Annotated in this window: 13 protein-coding genes; 11 read left to right on the forward strand and 2 right to left on the reverse strand. The window is 70.8% G+C overall.

The genetic code is table 11. The features are described from left to right. Positions 1-118: 118 nt before the first annotated feature. From ACWD3H_RS15365 to ACWD3H_RS15380, 4 genes are all read left to right on the forward strand, one after another. The gene (locus ACWD3H_RS15365) at positions 119-2,269 is read left to right on the forward strand and encodes a hypothetical protein (protein ID WP_451955417.1); all 2,151 of its coding nucleotides are present in this window, start codon (positions 119-121) and stop codon (positions 2,267-2,269) included. Positions 2,270-2,576: 307 nt separating this feature from the next. Then, positions 2,577-2,837, forward strand: coding sequence for a WhiB family transcriptional regulator (locus ACWD3H_RS15370; RefSeq protein WP_037969494.1), 261 nt, complete (start codon positions 2,577-2,579; stop codon positions 2,835-2,837). Positions 2,838-3,111: 274 nt separating this feature from the next. Beyond that, a complete protein-coding gene (locus ACWD3H_RS15375; RefSeq protein WP_451955418.1) occupies positions 3,112-5,997 on the forward strand; it encodes a glycosyltransferase in 2,886 nt (961 codons plus the stop codon). Then, positions 5,994-7,409, forward strand: coding sequence for a DUF5719 family protein (locus ACWD3H_RS15380; RefSeq protein WP_451955419.1), 1,416 nt, complete (start codon positions 5,994-5,996; stop codon positions 7,407-7,409). Before ACWD3H_RS15375 ends, ACWD3H_RS15380 begins: the two co-directional genes overlap by 4 nt. A gap of 17 nt (positions 7,410-7,426) precedes the next feature. On the opposite strand, the gene ACWD3H_RS15385 is transcribed toward ACWD3H_RS15380, so the two are convergent. Beyond that, complete coding sequence (locus ACWD3H_RS15385; RefSeq protein ID WP_355558675.1) at positions 7,427-7,882, reverse strand: metallopeptidase family protein; 456 nt, start codon at positions 7,880-7,882, stop codon at positions 7,427-7,429. Positions 7,883-8,146: 264 nt separating this feature from the next. On the opposite strand from ACWD3H_RS15385, the gene ACWD3H_RS15390 reads away from it, so the two are divergent. The 5 genes from ACWD3H_RS15390 to ACWD3H_RS15410 all read left to right on the forward strand — a co-directional run bounded on the left by ACWD3H_RS15390 (position 8,147) and on the right by ACWD3H_RS15410 (position 12,487). Further along, entirely contained in the window at positions 8,147-8,515 is a 369-nt protein-coding gene (locus ACWD3H_RS15390) for a DUF3499 domain-containing protein (protein ID WP_030907363.1), read from the forward strand. A gap of 356 nt (positions 8,516-8,871) precedes the next feature. Then, positions 8,872-10,227 carry a phosphomannomutase/phosphoglucomutase gene (locus tag ACWD3H_RS15395; RefSeq protein WP_355558678.1) on the forward strand — a complete coding sequence of 452 codons (1,356 nt, stop codon included), beginning with the start codon at positions 8,872-8,874 and terminating at the stop codon, positions 10,225-10,227. Between the two features lie 4 nt (positions 10,228-10,231). Then, complete coding sequence (locus tag ACWD3H_RS15400) at positions 10,232-10,405, forward strand: Trm112 family protein (protein ID WP_012888128.1); 174 nt, start codon at positions 10,232-10,234, stop codon at positions 10,403-10,405. After that, a complete protein-coding gene (locus ACWD3H_RS15405) occupies positions 10,402-11,508 on the forward strand; it encodes an SIS domain-containing protein (protein ID WP_451955420.1) in 1,107 nt (368 codons plus the stop codon). Before ACWD3H_RS15400 ends, ACWD3H_RS15405 begins: the two co-directional genes overlap by 4 nt. Positions 11,509-11,557: 49 nt before the next feature. Then, complete coding sequence (locus ACWD3H_RS15410; protein ID WP_451955421.1) at positions 11,558-12,487, forward strand: cation diffusion facilitator family transporter; 930 nt, start codon at positions 11,558-11,560, stop codon at positions 12,485-12,487. Here the strand turns inward: ACWD3H_RS15410 and ACWD3H_RS15415 are convergent. After that, complete coding sequence (locus tag ACWD3H_RS15415; RefSeq protein WP_355558687.1) at positions 12,479-12,835, reverse strand: MerR family transcriptional regulator; 357 nt, start codon at positions 12,833-12,835, stop codon at positions 12,479-12,481. The genes ACWD3H_RS15410 and ACWD3H_RS15415 overlap by 9 nt on opposite strands. 221 nt (positions 12,836-13,056) lie before the next feature. Between ACWD3H_RS15415 and ahcY the strand changes: the two genes are divergently transcribed. Together ahcY and ACWD3H_RS15425 are read left to right on the forward strand one after the other, a co-directional pair. Then, positions 13,057-14,484 (forward strand): adenosylhomocysteinase, encoded by a 1,428-nt coding sequence (gene ahcY, locus ACWD3H_RS15420; protein WP_355558690.1) that lies wholly within the window; start codon positions 13,057-13,059, stop codon positions 14,482-14,484. Between the two features lie 79 nt (positions 14,485-14,563). Then, positions 14,564-15,805: an adenosylhomocysteinase gene (locus tag ACWD3H_RS15425; RefSeq protein ID WP_451955422.1), complete on the forward strand. Its 1,242-nt coding sequence runs from the start codon at positions 14,564-14,566 to the stop codon at positions 15,803-15,805. The last annotated feature ends 107 nt before the right edge of the window (positions 15,806-15,912 follow it).

Genomic DNA, 15,912 nt, shown 5'->3' on the forward strand with positions numbered 1-15,912 from the left:
CCCGAATTATGGACATATAAGGTGCAATGGAGCACTTACGAGGTTGGTGGGCTTCCTGGGACTACCAACAGCAAAGTCAGCCATGTGCAAAACTGGCCCGGGTTTACCTAAAGACCCTATGGGGGTAGTTGTGATCAATGTCGAGGCGGGCCGGCTCCGGGAACCGGCGGCGTGGCTCATGGTAGCCGTCGCGTCCGCGAGCGTTCTCGTCGGCATCGAACGCCTGCTGTTCGGTGGATCGTCCTTCGCCGTGCGCGCGACGGGCTACCTGGGTCAGCTCACCTCGCCGACAACCGCCGCGCTGCTCGTCGGCGCCGTGCTGCTGGCCACCCACCTCGGTCCGGTGATCGAGCGGTTGAAGCCGATGGCCCTCGTGGCGGCCGGCGTGCTCGGGCTCTCCGTGCTCTTCGGCGCGGTCAGCCTGCTCACCGCGCTGTTCGGCGGTGCGACGGACCTCCAGGAGAAGATCGAAATCCTCCTCGTCCACCTGCCCGCCCTCGCGCTGACCGCGGTCGCACTGCTCTACGTGCTGCCGAAGGCGGTCCCCGCCGGTTCGCGCGCCGGGGCCCTCCGCGCCGAGGGCGGCTTCGGCCGCCCCGCCGAGCGCCCCCGGGAGCAGGGGTACGCCTACCCCCAGCAGCCCGTTCCCGCGCAGGGGCCGGTTCCCTTCCAGGACCACCCGCAGGGACAGGTTCCCTTCCAGGACCACCCGCAGGGGCAGGGCGGGTACCCCCAGGGCCAGATGGCGCAGCAGGGTGTCCACCACCCGCAGGATCAGGCTCCGCTGGGCGGCCACGGTTACCCGCAGGAGGCGCCGCCCGCCCAGGTCCCGCAGCCCCCGCAGAACCTCCCCGCGCTTCCGCCCGCGCCCGCGCACGTCTCCGAGGGGTACGGGCAGCAGGCGGCCTCCTACGCGCCGTCCGCGCCGCAGGCGGGCGACGGGCACCCCCAGCCTCCCTACCCGTCGCCCGTCGAGAGCCAGCCGTACGCTCCCCCGTCCGGCGCCTACCCGCAGCCCCCCCAGCAGCCGGAGCCGCAGGGGCAGGGGTACGCGCAGTCCGTGCCGCAGCCGCCGCAGTCGCCACAGCCCGTCGCGCAGACCGGGGGCTACACCCCGAGCCCGTACGTCGCGGCCGACGTCCAGCCCCCGGCCCCGGCCAAGCCGTACGAGCCGCCGGCCGCCGCCTATGACCCGCCGGTCTACGCCGCTCCGGTGGATCAGCAGCCCCAGACGGAGCCTCGGCTGCCGAGCTATCCGCAGTTCCCCGACTCCCCGGCGTACGGGCAGCCCGAGCCGCAGGGCTTCGGCCAGCAGCCGGACTCTCCGGCGTACGGTCAGGAGTCGCAGCCGGTGAGTTCCGGGCGGCACTCCAGCCCGAGGCTGCCGAGCTATCCGCAGTTCCCCGACTCCCCGGCGTACGGGCAGCCGGAACCGCAGGGCTTCGGCCAGCAGGCCGACTCCTCGGCGTACGGCCTCCGCTCGGAGCAGCGGCAGCCGGACTACGGGCAGGCCGGTCCTCCCGGGTACGGGCAGCCCGAGCCGCAGGGCTTCGGCCAGCAGCCGGACTCTCCGGCGTACGGTCAGGAGTCGCAGCCCGCGGGCTCCGGCTGGCGCTCGGAGTCGCAGGCGCCGGGCTACCCGCAGTCCGAGCCGCAGGGCTTCGGGCAGCAGGACTCGCAGCCGTCCGGCTACGGTCACCAGCCCGAGCAGCAGGCCCCCGCACCCTACCCGCCCGTCGACGGCCGCCAGGGCCAGGCGTTCGACGGCCAGGCGCAGTCCTTCCCGCAGCCTCCGGAGAACTACGGCCAGCCGTTCAGCGGTTACTCGGGCGCGGAGTTCGCCCGGCCGGCCGAGCCGGGCCCGCAGTATTCCGCGCCCGATCCGGTGGACCTCAGGTCACAGCAGATGGCCCAGGCGTACCAGCAGGCGGAGAGCTACCAGCAGCAGGCCCAGGGCACCGAGCCGCAGCTTCGTGTCCCCGAGTACGGCTCCTCCGGCTACGACGGCCCGTTCGGGCATCCGCAACAGGCGTCCCAGGCCCCTCAGGTTCCGCAGAACCCCCCGGCCCCGCAGGCCCCGTACCAGCCGCAGGGCGGCGGTCACCAGTGGGACCCGCGCTCGGAGGCGACGCTCAGGTTCGACCCGAGCACCTACTCCGGAGACCCGCTGAGCGACCCCGCGCTCGCCGTCAGGACGTGGGACTCGCAGCCGATAGACCCCACCGCGATCTACAAGCCCGAACAACGCCCAGGTCAGGGCATGGATTAGGAAAGCCCGGCTAGAGAGAGGGTGGGCCCCGGTCAGGATCAGAACATGTCCTGGTACGGTTCCGACCGCCGAGAGCACTGAGCCCCTGGCGATCGCGGCGATCACCTGGTGCAATTGCCGTCGTGGCAGGCACACGACCCACAACCGGGGAGAGCAGGTCTTTCCCCGGATACCAGCATGCCGCTTGACGCCACACCGGGCACGCGCGTGTAATTACACACGTGTTGTTACGCCTTTCTCTGGGTGGGTAAGGGGGAGGCGTTCATAGGGGGGCTCCATTTGCGGGCGTGCGGCAGGGAGGTGTGCAGTGGCCGACCTGGTCATCGCACAGGAGAGCATCGCTGAAGAGCAGCTTGGCTGGCAGGAGCGCGCCTTGTGCGCGCAGACCGACCCGGAGGCGTTCTTCCCGGAGAAGGGAGGCTCCACCCGCGAGGCCAAGAAGGTTTGCCGCTCCTGCGAGGTGCGTGCCGAGTGTCTTGAGTACGCGCTGGAACACGACGAGCGGTTTGGAATCTGGGGTGGACTGTCGGAGCGGGAGCGACGGCGGATCAAGCGTGAGGCGGTCTGAGCCGTCCGGGAAGCGGACGGCTGGAAGGCTTGGGCACGCCGAGGTCCGGACGGTCTGGAAATCCAACCACTGAAGAAACGCCGAAGAAGTTCGAGTGGTCTGACAGGAAGCATGTGACGCCCCTCGGGGCGCTTGATGAATATGTCCATGGGGTCACGTGACCGTCGGTCACGTGACCCTTTTTCATGCGCGCGACCAGGTGTACGACATAGTCAGACATAGGGTGCCGTATCGTTGTCGCGCCGATCACCAACACCTCCTGAACACGGGACGTATGTCCATCACCGACTCCCAGCGCCCCCATCACCCCCACCACACGGTCACCGCGATCGTCGTCTCCCACGACGGCTCCCGCTGGCTGGGGGAGACCCTGGAAGCCCTGCTCCGGCAGACCCGTCCCGTGGACCGGGTCGTCGGGGTCGACAACGGCAGCAGGGACGGCAGCGCCGCGCTGCTGACCGGAGCCCTCGGCTCCAGAGCCGTGCTCACCCTGCCGCGCTCGACCGGTTTCGGCGAGGCCGTCGCCGAGGTACTCGACAGGCTCGGTCCCGGCGGGGGGCAGGAGTGGATCTGGCTGCTGCACGACGACTGCGCGCCGGACGTCGATGCCCTGCGGATCCTGCTGGAGGCCGCCGAGGCGGATCCCAAGGCGGCGGTGCTCGGCCCCAAGCTCCGGGACTGGCTGGACCGGCGGATCCTGCTGGAGGTCGGCGTCACCGTCGACCGCACCGGCCGCAGGAACACCGGGCTGGAGGCCCGTGAGTTCGACCAGGGGCAGTACGACGGGATCAGGGACGTGCTCTCGGTCTCGACCGCGGGCATGCTGATCCGCAGGGATGTCTGGGACGAGGTCGGCGGTCTCGATCCGGCCCTGCCGCTCTTCCGTGACGACCTCGACCTGTGCTGGCGGGTCAGGGCCGTCGGATACCGCGTGCAGAACGTCACCCGGGCGGTCGCCTGGCACGCCGAGGCCGCCGCCAGGCGGCGTCGCCGGATCACCGCCAGCGGTGACCACCCCCGCCGCCTGGACCGGCGTAACGCCCTCTTCGTCGTCATGGCGAATCTGCCGCTGAGACCGCTGCTGTGGGCGCTGGTACGCAACGCGTTCGGCTCCATCTTCCGTACGGTGCTGTTCCTGGTGGCCAAGCAGCCCGCAAACGCGCTGGACGAGTTCCTCGCGTTCGGCTCGGTGTTCGGCCATCCCATTCGGATGATCAAGGCTCGGCGGGTGCGGGCCAAGGGGCGTAGGCAGGGGTACGCGGCGATCAGCCGGTTGCTCACCCCACCCGGTGCCGGCTACCGGCGGCTCGTCGACCGGGCCCAGAACTACCTGGCCGGGGGCGGGTTCGTGGAGTCCGAGGGGCGCCACCACGCGGTGGCCGCCTCGCCGCATCCGCAGCAGGAGGACGGCGAGGAACTGCTCACCGACGCCGGCGTGATGCAGCGTGTCTTCGGCAACCCGGGTGTCCTGCTCTTCCTGGCGCTCGCCCTGGTCACGCTGATCGCCGAGCGTGCCCTGACCGGCGGCGCCAGGCTGGGCGGCGGCGCGCTCGTCCCGGTGATCGGCGGGGCCTCCGACCTGTGGGATCTCTACCGTGAGAGTCACCACCAGACGGGCCTGGGCACCGACGCGTGGGCTCCGCCGTACGTGGCGGTGCTGGCCGTGCTCTCCACGGTGCTGTTCGGCAAGACGTGGCTCGCGGTCTCGCTGCTGCTGCTCGGCTGCGTGCCGCTGGCGGGGATCTCCGCGTACGCGGCCACCCGGTCGATGATCCCGGGCCGCTGGACCCGGGTCTGGCTGGCCTCCTCCTACGCCCTCCTGCCGGTGGCCACCGGCGCGGTCGCCGCGGGCCGGCTCGGCACCGCGGTGGTCTTCGTGCTGCTTCCCGTCTACGCGGCGCTCGCCACCACGGTGCTCGCCGGGGAGCGGCGCCGTGCCCGCCGCGCCGCCTGGGGCCTGGGGCTCCTGCTGGCCGTCGGCACCGCCTTCGCCCCGCTGGTCTACCCGCTGACCGCTATCCTCGGCGCGTTGGCGGCGCTGGCCTTCCCGCGCCGGGGCGTCGCCGTCTCGATGCTCGTGGCGTTCGCCGTGCCCGTGGTCCTGCTGTTCCCCTGGCTGGCCCAGCTGGTCGCGGATCCCAAGCGGCTGCTGCTGGAGGCCGGGCTGCACCAGCCCGCGCTGGTCGACCCCGGACTGCCCGCGCGGTCGTTGCTGCTGCTCAGCCCGGGCGGGCCCGGCATGCCGCCACTCTGGGTGACCGGCGGTCTCATCGCCGCCTGCCTGCTCGCGCTGCTGATGCGCCGCAACCGGATGGTCATCGCGGTCGGCTGGGGCGTCGCCCTCTTCGGTGTGCTGGTGGCCATCCTGGTCAGCAGGACCCCCGTCACCTCGATCAACGGCGATGTCGAGGCCCCCGCGTGGCCTGGTGTGCCGCTGGCCTTCGCGGCCACCGGCATGCTCGTGGTGGCCGCGCTCACCGCCGACCGGGTCGTGGAGTTCCGGGCGGCCGGCGGGCTGCGCAGGCTCGCCGCGCTCGGGGTCGTGCTGGTCGCGTTCTCCACGCCGCTGCTCGCCGCGGGCATGTGGATCGTCGAGGGCGTGAACGGCCCGATCCGCGGAACCGTACGCGACGTCATGCCCGCCCTCGCGGCGGTCAACTCCGCCGGTGGCGAGCGGACCCTGCTGCTGCGCACCTCGCCGAACGGTCTGCTCTTCACGGTGCTGCGCGGGCGTACCCCGGTGATCGGCGAGGCCGACATCCCCGTGCCCGAGGGGCCCAGGGAGCGGGTCCGCGTCGCCACGGCCGGGCTGGTGTCCGGCAGGGGCGGCGACGACGCCCGGGTGCTGGCGGCGCACGGTGTCCGGTTCGTCGTGGTGACCGCGCCCGTCGACGCGGCGATCAGCGCCGCCCTCGACTCGCAGCCCTCGCTGGCGAGGATGAGCCTGTCCCGCTCGGTCGGCGTGTGGCGGCTGACCCAGCCGATCGCCGTTCCCGTCACCCCGCCCGGCGACCCCTGGCACAGCCGCTGGCTGTGGATTCAGGCCGCGCTGGTGCTGGTCGTCCTGGTGCTGGCCGCGCCCGGCTCGCGTACCGAGTCCGACCAGCCCGCCGCCCCACAGGACCTGCCCGAGTCCCGTAGAGAGCTGGCCCCCCGGTGAAATCCCTGATCGAGAACCGGTTCAGCCTGCTGGTGCTGGTCTTGGTGGCCCTGCTCGCCCTGTACGGGGTGGCCTCCGCCACCCAGCCGCAGGCGGTCGCCACCCCCGCGCCACAGGTTCAGAAGGTTCCCGTCGCCTCGGTGACGACGGTCTGCCCATCGCCCGGCGACACCTCCGTCGCCGTGGTGGCGCCGCCGGGCAGCCGGGCGCAGGGGGCCGCGGCACTGGTCACCGGCGACAAGACCCTCGCCACCCTCGACACCCCCGGCCGTCTCTGGCATGAGAAGGTCCCCGCCTCGTCGCCGCCCCTTGTCATCACGGCCACCGGGAGCATGGCGGCGGGCCTGGAGGTGGCGCAGACCCGCAAGGAGAAGTCGGGCAGGCAGCGAGGGCTGGCCGGGGTGCGCTGCACCGAGCCGGTGGCGAGCACCTGGCTGGTCGGCCCGGGACCGGCCGCGGCCGAGGTCACGCTCTACCTGACCAACGCCGACCTCGCCCCGGCCATCGCGGAGATCATGGTCTATTCGGGCGAGGGTCCCGTGGTCGCCGACAGCGGTGGTGTGTTCACCCTGAAACCCGGCGAGAACCGTTCGATCAAGGTCGGGGATCTCGCGCCCACGGCGCTCGTCCTGGCGATCCAGGTGCGCACCAGCTCCGGGCGGGTCACCGCCGCGGCCAGAGCGATCATGAACGGCGGGCGCGGCGTCGACTGGTTGCCCGTCTCCACGGCCCCCGCCACCCGCGTCGTCGTGCCGGGCATCCCCGGCGGCGGCGGGAAACGCGAGCTGCTCGTCGCCTCCGACGCCGAGGTCGACACGCTGGTCGAGGTCAGGGCGCTCACCCCCGACGGGACGTACGCGCTCAAGGGCCGCGAGCTCGTCGAGGTGCCCGCCGGTTCCGTCGCCACCCTCGACCTGTCCACCGGGATCGGCGGCCAGCCGTCCGCGCTGGTGCTCACCTCGGAGACCCCGATCGTCGCGGGACTCGTCGCCACCGGCACCGGGGCGAAGGCCGACGTGGCCTTCACCGCCGGGGCGGACCCCGTCGACCTGGGAAGCGTCGTCGCCGACAACCGTACGGGAGGCAAGGTGACCTCCCGGCTGCTGCTGACCGCGCCGGACACCGCGGGCAAGGTGAGCGTGCAGGTGGTTCCGCGCAAGGGCGATCCGGGTGAGCCGTTCCAGGTGGACATCTCCGCCTCGCGTACCAAGCAGGTCAAACTGCCCAAGGTGGACGGGGCCTTCGCGGTGGTCGTGCAGCCGATGCCCGGCTCGGGGCCGGTCTACGGCGGGCGCGTCATGGACGAGCGGCTCAAGGGCGGGTTGGCGCTGACCGTGCAGCCACTGGCCGCGGCCCGGATGTGGGCGCTGATCCCGCCGATCGCGGAGTCCGCCGCGACGGTCCTGCCCTGAGAGGCGGTTTGGACGGGTCAGTCGTGATCGTCGAAGCCGGGGTCGATCGATTCTGGAGAGAGCCCGAGCAGGCCCGCGACCTGCTCGACCACCGCCTCGTGCACCATCGCGCCGAGGTGGTCACGATCGCGGGACCGGCTCTCCAGGGGGCGACGGTAAATGATCACAACGGCCGGGCGGTTCCCGTCGGCGGGCTTGGCCCGCCCGAACGGGATCGGGTCGCCGGTCAGCAGCCCGGGGCCGTCGCCCAGCTCGCTGATCGGCGGGACCTCCTCGACCGCGAACTCCACGGCCGCCAGCTGCTTGGCCCACCGGGGCTTGAGCCGGTCGACGGCGTCCAGGACGAGATCGTCGAACCGCTCACTGCGGGACTTGGCGATCGGCACGTGCGAGGGCGCGAGCGGACCGCGCAGGCCGCGGCCGTGCCTGTCGCGCCTGCGGGGAGAACGAGGTCTGCCGGGTGCCGGGCTCACGGCCCCAGCTTAGACGTGACCCGAGCGGGGGCGGGAGTGCCGGTGACGGAAGGTGTCGTATCGAGTGCGTGGGGCGGGAGTGCCGATGACGGAGGGCGGTGTGCCGAATGTGGGACCGGGGAGGCCGTGTGGCGGGAGCGCGGAGGAGGGGCGTAAGCCATACAGGCGGGTGGAAGCCGGGACACGTGTCCGAATTGTGGCGACACGCTCGTTAAGAGCGCTCAGATAGTGGCGCCCCGGACGCTTACCGGATACGGTCCCACCGTGAGCCCCGTCCGCCGCTGTTCCCGCACCGCGTGCAGTCAGCCTGCCGTTTTCACGCTCACGTACGTCTACGCCGATTCGACCGCTGTTCTCGGGCCCTTGGCGACGTACGCCGAGCCGCACTGTTACGACCTGTGTGCCGAGCACGCCGAGCGGCTCACCGCCCCCCGCGGTTGGGAGGTGGTCCGCCTGCCGACCGACGGCGCCACACCGAGTACGGACGACCTGGAGGCCCTCGCCAACGCGGTCCGCGAGGCCGCGAGACCCGCCCCCAGCGGCGGCACCGAGCCGGTCGGCCAGGGCGTCGAGGTCGGGCGCCGGGGTCATCTGCGGGTGCTCCGCTCCGCTCAGCCCCAGCGCGACCGCTGACCCTACTAGGCTGGGGAGCAAGAGCTGCTCGGATATGAGTGTGCGCCGTTATGCTCTGGCATGCTTGGGAGAGTGGTACGGCCGGTTGGCCGTGGCCTCGCCGTAGCCGGCGAGGGTTTTGGTCTCCTGAAGCGTTGAGCGTGCTCACGGTCAGGTCGCCCAGGGTTGCGGGGAGACTTTAAACGCTCGTGGAGCCGGTGTAAGACCGGGCCGCAAGGTCAGGCGGTCGGCGGTGAAGCGAGAACTCCCGCGAGGGAGAACGTTCGCGTCGTAAGGCGCGGACTGCCCGACAATGCGCTGACCAGCGCTAACTGGAAGGCAACGGCAGCGGACACGACGCAGAGGGCGGAGCTGGAGTGGGCGACCTTGTCAAGATCTTCAAAGCGTACGACGTTCGTGGCGTCGTGCCGGACGAACTCGACGAGGAGACCGCCGAGGCGGTCGGCGCGGCCTTCGTGGAAGTGACCGGGGCCGCGACCGCCGTGGTGGCACACGACATGCGCGAGTCGTCGGCGCCTCTGGCGGCGGCCTTCACCAGGGGGGCCACCTCGCGGGGGGCCGACGTGATCCACGCCGGGCTGGGCTCCACGGACCTGCTCTACTACGCGAGTGGCAGCCTCGGCCTGCCCGGGGTGATGTTCACGGCCAGCCACAACCCGGCCCGCTACAACGGCATGAAGATGTGCAGGGCCGGCGCCGTGCCGATCGGCGGAGAGACCGGGCTCATCGAGATCCGTGACCGGGCCGCCGCGATCCTGGCGTCGGGCGGCCTCGGCGGCCAGGGGGGCGGGACGGTCTCCGAGCGCGACCTGCTGCGTGGCTACGCCGACCACCTGCGCGGCCTGGTCGACCTTTCCGGCATCCGGCCGCTGCGGGTCGTGGTCGACGCGGGGAACGGGATGGGTGGGCACACGGTCCCGACGGTCTTCGAGGGGCTGCCCATCGAGCTGACCGCCCTCTACTTCGAGCTCGACGGCACCTTCCCCAACCACGAGGCCAACCCCATCGAGCCGGACAACCTGCGCGACCTGCAGAAGGCGGTGCTCGATGTGGGCGCCGACATCGGACTGGCCTTCGACGGTGACGCCGACCGTTGCTGGGTGGTCGACGAGCGTGGCGAATCGGTCTCGCCGTCCACGATCACCGCGCTGGTCGCCGCCCGCGAGCTGGTCAAGCACCCCGGCGCCGTGATCATCCACAACCTGATCACCTCCAGGGGCGTTCCGGAGATCGTCACCGAACTCGGCGGCCGGCCGGTCCGCACCCGCGTGGGTCACTCGTTCATCAAGGCCGAGATGGCCGAGACCGGCGCGGTCTTCGGCGGCGAGCACTCCGCCCACTACTACTTCAGGGACTTCTGGTTCGCCGACTCCGGCATGCTGGCCGCGCTGCACGTGCTGGCCGCGCTGGGCGAGCAGGCGAAGCCACTCTCGGAGATCCTGGCCGAATACACCCGCTACGCGGCCTCAGAGGAGATCAACAGTACGGTCGCCGACCAGGCCGCGGCGACGGAGCGGGTTCGCGAGACGTTCGCCGCCCGCGACGGCGTCACCTTCGACGAGCTGGACGGCCTGACCGTCTCCGGCCCAGGATGGTGGTTCAACCTCCGTCCGTCCAACACAGAGCCGCTGCTCAGGCTGAACGCCGAGGCGGCAGACGAGATTCAGATGGCAGCGATCAGGGACGAGGTCCTTGCTGTCGTGAGGAGCTGAACGAGTGAAGATCGACGACTGGTTGCTGGAGATCCTGGCCTGCCCCAACTGCAAGTCCCCGCTGCGAGCCGAGCCCGAGGTGGACGAGCTGTCCTGCACCTCCGCCTCCTGTGGCCTGGTCTACCCGGTCCGGGACGACATCCCGGTCCTGCTGGTCGACGAGGCCCGGAAGTCGTGAACTGGGAGCCCGATCGGCTCGACGACGGGAAACAGCTGGCCGACGGTGACCCGTCGGGCATGCTGCGGGCGGTGGCCGACTCGGCCGCGCAGGTCCGCACCTCCCACCGGGTCGCCATGGAGTCGGGTCTGTCCTCACTCGCCGAGGACGGCCGGCCCCGGGCGATCGTGGTCGCCGGTGTGGGCGGTTCCGGCATCGCCGGTGACGTCCTCAATGTGGTGTGCGGCCACGGTGCCCCGCTGCCGATCGTGACGGTCAGGTCCTACCGGCTGCCCGGCTGGATCGGCGCGACCGATCTGGTGATCGCGGTGTCGCGCTCCGGCAGAGCCGAGGAGACGCTCGCGGTTGCCGCCGAGGCGGTCCGCCGCGGTTGCCGCCTGCTCGCCGTCGGCGCCCCCGAGTCGCCGCTCCACGCGATCGCCAGGCAGGCGGGAGCGCCGTTCGTGCCCGTCACGGACGGCGGCCGGCCGCGTGCCTCGCTGTGGGCGCTGTCGGTCCCGCTGGTCGCCGCCGCCGCCCGGCTCGGCCTGGTCGAGGCGGGCGAGCAGGTGTTCGAGGGGGTGGCCAAGCGCCTTGAGGACCTCGCGCACCGCTGCCGCCCGACGAGCGAATCGTTCATCAATCCCGGCAAGTCGCTCGCCATGGAGATCGCCGAGACCGTGCCGATGATCTGGGGGTCCTCCCCGGTGGCGGCCGTCGCGGCCCGTTGGTGGGCCTACCAGCTCAACATGAACGGTAAGTATCCGGCGATGTGGGGAGAGCTCCCCGAGGTCGACCACAACCAGGTGGCCGCCCTCGACGGCCCGCTCGCCCACCGCGACATCTTCGCCGACGAGAGCGGCAGGTCGCTCCGGCTGTTCGTGCTGCGCGACGTGGAGGAGCACTCCCGGGTCGTACGGCACCGGGAGGCGTCGGTGCGTCTGGCGGAGGATCGCGGCGTTCCGGTCACGCAGATCGCCGCCGAGGGGGAGCACCCGCTGGAGCGGCTCGCCGCGCTGATCGCACTCGGAGACTTCGCGAGTACGTACCTCGCTCTCGGGTACGGGATCGACCCGACCACTGTGTCGGCGATCACAGAAGTCAGGGCGAGGATTTCACAATAGGATCCTGTCTCATCTCTTTACCAGAACAATGAGCTGAGCGGAGGCTGCCGTGAGCGCGGGCGGCGGTACCAAGGCAATCATCGCGGCGTTGGCCGCCAATCTGTCGATCGCGGTATTCAAATTCGTGGCGGCCTTCTTCACGGGGTCGTCATCCATGCTGGCCGAGGGGGTCCACTCGGTGGCCGACTCGGGCAATCAGGCGCTGCTGCTCCTCGGCGGCAAGCGCGCGCAGCGCGCGCGCACGCCCCAGCATCCCTTCGGATACGGCAGGGAGCGCTACTTCTACGCCTTCGTGGTGGCGGTCGTGCTGTTCACCATCGGCGCGGTGTTCTCGCTCTACGAGGGCTGGCACAAGATCTCCGCTCCGGAGGAGCTCAACTCCCCGATATGGGCCTTCGGCGTGCTGACCTTCGCGATCATCGCCGAGGCGTTCTCGTTCAGGACGGCGATCGTCGAGTCCAACGCGGTCCGGGGAGACCAGTCGTGGGTGCAGTTCATCCGCCGCTCCAAGTCGCCCGAGCTGCCGGTCATCGTGCTTGAGGACCTGGGCGCGCTGTGCGGCCTGATCTTCGCGCTCTTCGGCGTGACGATGGCCGTGGTGACCGGCAACCCCGTCTGGGACGGCGTCGGCACCCTGATGATCGGTGTCCTGCTGGCCATCATCGCGGTCATCCTGGCGGTCGAGACCAAGTCGCTGCTGATCGGCGAGGGGGCGGGCCCCGAGGTCGAGACACGCATCGCGCAGGCCCTGGAGAGCGCGCCCGAGGTGACCCGGGTCATCCACATGCGCACGCTCCACCTGGGCCCGGAGGAGATCCTGGTCGCCGCCAAGATCGCGGTGGAGCACGACGACACGGCCGCGGAGGTGGCCCGGGGCATCGACGAGGCCGAGCAGCGCGTCCGCACCGCCGTCCCCGAGGCCCGTGTCATCTACCTGGAGCCCGACCTGGACAGATCCAGGGTCAACGGCTCAGTCTGAATCCGGACGAGACGGCTGGGGGCGCTGGAGCAGCCGCAGCGCCTTCTCCTTCTCGAAGTCCAGGGCCCTGCGGGGCGCCTGGAGACGGCCGATCCGCAGGCCCAGGTCCCGTACGGCCTGGGCGACCGCGGGCTCGCTCAGCGTTCGCAGCGCGAAGGCCAGCTCGGCGGGGGATATGTCGAACCGTTTCTCCAGCTCGACGCTCTGGGCGACGGCGGAGAGCTCCTCGGGGCCGAACCGCCGGTGCGCGCCCTGGTTCCTGATCTCCGGGAGCAGGCCGAGTGCCTCGCGGTAGCGGAGCATCCGGGGGGACATACCGAGCCTCCTGGCGGCCTCGGTGATCCGCATCGCCGCCCCCTCTCCGCAGGTTTTCGGGAAAGCTTACATTCTTGTGTCAGGTTACCCGCTCAGAAGGTGCGCGAAGGCTCCCCGGCCGCCTAAACTCGCAACCGTCGACTTTTCCGGTGGAGTGGTGAGCCCGGCCCGAGAGCGAAGCGTGATCGCGAGACGAGCGCGATCGGCGAGGGTGTGAGGCAGACGCCGCCCATCAACCAGAGGGGTAACCACACATGGACTTCAAGGTCGCCGACCTTTCCCTTGCGGCCTTCGGGCGCAGGGAGATCCAGCTCGCCGAGCACGAGATGCCGGGTCTGATGGCCGTCCGCGAGGAGTACGCCAAGGCCCAGCCGCTGGCCGGGGCGAAGATCATGGGCTCGCTGCACATGACCATCCAGACCGCCGTGCTCATCGAGACCCTGGTCGCGCTCGGCGCGGAGGTTCGCTGGGTGAGCTGCAACATCTTCTCCACCCAGGACCACGCCGCCGCCGCCGTGGTCGTCGGCCCCGAGGGCACCCCCGAGGACCCCAAGGGCGTCCCGGTCTTCGCCTGGAAGGGCGAGACGCTGGAGGAGTACTGGTGGTGCACCGAGCAGGCCCTGGCGTGGCCCGGCGGTGACGGCCCCAACATGATCCTCGACGACGGCGGCGACGCCACCCTGCTCGTCCACAAGGGCGCCGAGTACGAGAAGGCCGGCGCCGTGCCCAGCACGGGAGAGGACGACCCGGAGGAGTGGGGCATCATCCTCGACCTGCTCCGCCGCACGGTCACCGACGAGGGCCGCTGGACCCAGGTGGCCTCGCGCATCAAGGGCGTCACCGAGGAGACCACCACCGGTGTGCACCGCCTGTACGAGATGTTCAAGGCCGGTACGCTGCTCTTCCCGGCGATCAACGTCAACGACTCGGTGACCAAGTCCAAGTTCGACAACAAGTACGGCTGCCGGCACTCGGTGCTCGACGGCCTCAACCGCGCCACCGACGTGCTGATCGGCGGCAAGGTGGCGGTCATCGCCGGCTACGGCGACGTCGGCAAGGGTTGCGCCGAGGCGCTCAAGGGCCAGGGGGCCCGGGTCATCATCACCGAGATCGACCCGATCTGCGCGCTTCAGGCCGCCATGGATGGCTTCCAGGTCACCACGCTGGACGAGGTCGTCGGCATCGCCGACATCTTCGTCACCACGACCGGCAACTTCAACATCATCACGGCCGACCACATGGCCCAGATGAAGCACAACGCGATCGTGTCCAACATCGGTCACTTCGACAACGAGATCGACATGGCCGGTTTGGCCAGGATTCCCGGTATCGAGAAGACCGAGGTCAAGCCGCAGGTCCACACCTGGCGCTTCCCCGACGGCAAGCAGATCATCGTGCTCGCCGAGGGCCGCCTGATGAACCTGGGCTGCGCCACCGGTCACCCCTCGTTCGTCATGTCCAACTCCTTCACCAACCAGGTGATCGCGCAGATCGAGCTGTTCACCAAGACCGACGACTACCCGATCGGCGTCTACGTGCTGCCCAAGCACCTGGACGAGAAGGTCGCCCGCCTCCACCTCGACGCCCTGGGAGTGAAGCTCACCAAGCTCACCAAGGCCCAGGCCGAGTACATCGGCGTGGACGTCGAGGGTCCCTACAAGCCCGAGCACTACCGTTACTGACACCTGCGGTTGAGTCTCATCGGCCCCCGCGGTTTCGCGGGGGCCTTCGGGCAATCTGGCGGGCGATCTGGGGAGAGACGTGGACAGCGCTCTGGTGGCCGCGGGTGAGCGGAGGATCGGGTGGGCGGCGCGGGCGATGCCGGTGCTCACCGCCCTCGGTGAGCGGTTCGCCGCCGAGCGGCCGCTGGAGGGGCTGCGGATCGCCGCGTGCCTGCACGTCACCGCCGAGACCGCCGTGCTCATGGGCACGCTCAGGGCGGGCGGGGCTGAGATCGCCCTGGCCGCGTCGAACCCCCTGTCCACCCAGGACGACGTCGCCGAGGCGCTCCGTGACTACGGCGTCGTCGTGCACGCGCGGGCGGGGGTCACCAGGGACGTCTACTACCAGCACATCCACCAGGCGCTCGACATCGTCCCCGACATCGTCCTGGACGACGGCTGCGACCTGGTCAACATCCTGCACACCGAGCGGACCGAGCTGCTGCAGACGGTGTCCGGGGGGTGCGAGGAGACCACCACCGGCATCATCCGGCTCCGCCAGATGGCCGCGGAGGGGGCCCTGAGGTTCCCCGTGGTGGCGGTCAACGACACGCGGACGAAGCGGATGTTCGACAACCGGTACGGCACCGGCCAGTCGACCATGGACGGCATCATGCGCGCCACGAACACGCTGCTCGCGGGTAAGACCGTGGTGGTCGCCGGTTTCGGCTACTGCGGCCGGGGCGTCGCCGAGCGGGCCAGGGGCCTGGGCGCGCGGGTGGTGGTGACCGAGATCGACCCGGTCAAGGCGCTGGACGCCCTGCTGCAGGGCTACGACGTACGGTCGATGGCGGCGGCCGCCCGCGCCGGGGACGTGTTCGTCACGGTCACCGGCAACCGCGACGTGATCAGGGGCGAGCACCTGGCGGAGATGAAGGACGGCGCGATCCTCGCCAATGCCGGACACTTCGACGTCGAGATCGACGTCCGCGCCCTGGACGGCCTGGCACAGGAGATCCACCGGGGGGTACGCCCCAACACCGACGAGTACGTTCTCGCGGACGGTCGCAGGATCCTGCTGCTCGCCGAGGGCCGCCTGGTGAACCTGACGGCCGCCGAGGGGCATCCCGCCGCGGTCATGGACATGTCCTTCTCCGCGCAGGCGCTCTCGGTGGCCTGGCTGGCCCGTGAGCGGGTGCGGCTGGAGCCGGGGGTCTACGACGTGCCGGGGGAGGTCGACGTGGAGGTGGCGCGTCTCAAGCTGGCCGCGGCCGGGATCGAGACGGACGAGCTCACCCCCGAGCAGGAGGAGTATCTCCACTCGTGGCGGCTCGGCTCGTAGTCACGTCCGCACCTCGGCCCGCGATCCACGCATCACCCTGAACGGGCGAACGGGCCGCGCAGGGGGATCCCCCGTCGGCGACTCCGCTCACCCTGGGCGTCCCGCAT

It is taken from the genome of Streptosporangium sp. NPDC002607, assembly GCF_053592655.1.

What these genes read in the sequence shown, in the direction of transcription:
- ACWD3H_RS15375 (WP_451955418.1), top strand. Translation starts at nt 3,112, where the DNA reads ATGTCCATCACCGACTCCCAGCGCCCCCATCACCCCCACCACACGGTC.
- ACWD3H_RS15365 (WP_451955417.1), top strand. Translation starts at nt 119, where the DNA reads ATGGGGGTAGTTGTGATCAATGTCGAGGCGGGCCGGCTCCGGGAACCG.
- ACWD3H_RS15415 (WP_355558687.1), bottom strand. Translation starts at nt 12,835, where the DNA reads ATGCGGATCACCGAGGCCGCCAGGAGGCTCGGTATGTCCCCCCGGATG.
- ahcY (WP_355558690.1), top strand. Translation starts at nt 13,057, where the DNA reads ATGGACTTCAAGGTCGCCGACCTTTCCCTTGCGGCCTTCGGGCGCAGG.